The organism is Oleiphilus sp. HI0066, from assembly GCF_001635725.1.
Window position 1 is genome coordinate 1 of record NZ_LWFH01000186.1, and the last position, 1,101, is coordinate 1,101.

Consider the following 1,101-nt stretch of genomic DNA (forward strand, 5'->3'; position numbering starts at 1 on the left):
ACTTTGTGCCTTTATTGTTTGATGATTGCGGGCGTGACTTACGCTTACTCAGCCAGCATGGATATACCTTGCATGTCTGTGTTTTACGTCCGGAAAGTCGCGGCACTGTCAGTTTGCGATCTGCTGATCCGCGAATGCCAATCAAAATCGATTTCAACTTCCTAACCCAAGAGAAAGACATTAAGACCTTGGTCAACGGGATAAAAGTAGCGCGCAACATTCTCAAAGCCAAAGCTTTTGATGAGCACAGAGGTGAAGAGATTCACCCCGGAGCAGACGTCACATCAGATGAAGCGCTCCTGCAAAAATGTAAGGACCGTTTAGGCTTGGTGTATCACCCATCAGGAACCTGCAAGATGGGTCATGACCCGATGGCCGTGGTAGATAGTGAATTGCGTGTTCACGGTATTAAGAACCTGCGCGTCATTGACGCGTCAATCATGCCAACCGTCACCAGCGGCAATACCAACGCTCCTGTAATCGCAATTGCAGAAAAAGCGGCTGATATTATTTTGTCACCAGCAACGAAGACAACACAGGCTTCGGCGGATAGTGAAGCAGCCATCGCAGAACCGGTTCTTTAATTAAGTTGTCAGTATGTCCGTAGCTCTTCAAATTGATCAGTCGATAGGCAACACGCCTATCGACCATATTCCTCATGATGACTTAACTAAGGGAAGCTAAACGAGAATAAAATCTTGCATCATGATTTGTTCTCCACTACTCCGCTAATACGGTTCATTCCCTAAATAATCAGCCAACTCTGCTATCTGTTCATTCGATGCGAACATGACGCCGCAATGATGCATGTAGGTACTACCGGGAGGATTGAAGAAAAAGTCTTTACCAGAAAAGTCTTTGGCGTAAGCGCCCAGCTCACTGAAGATGCAGGCAGTCGCGGCGAAGTCCCATGCGCTGCCACCACCAGTTTTGACACGCGGCGGTTTAAAATAGGTCGATGATGGAGTCTGCAGAACAGCAATCGCGCTCATCACACCGCCGGCATCGCTAAAGCGCTCAACCTCGTTATAGCCTTTATTTTCCGCCCACTGTTCAAGCTTTTGCCAAGCCTGCGCGAAGGCCTCACTCTCTATAAAACTG

At 48.0% G+C, this 1,101-nt stretch carries 2 protein-coding genes; one reads left to right on the forward strand and one right to left on the reverse strand.

The features are described from left to right. The coding region (locus A3738_RS03000; RefSeq protein ID WP_231876515.1) for a GMC family oxidoreductase at positions 1-584 on the forward strand (584 nt) is incomplete at its 5' end. A 144-nt stretch (positions 585-728) separates the two neighbouring features. On the opposite strand, the gene A3738_RS30450 is transcribed toward A3738_RS03000, so the two are convergent. Next, positions 729-1,101 (reverse strand): hypothetical protein (locus A3738_RS30450; protein WP_197473540.1); only part of this gene is annotated, 373 nt, incomplete at its 5' end.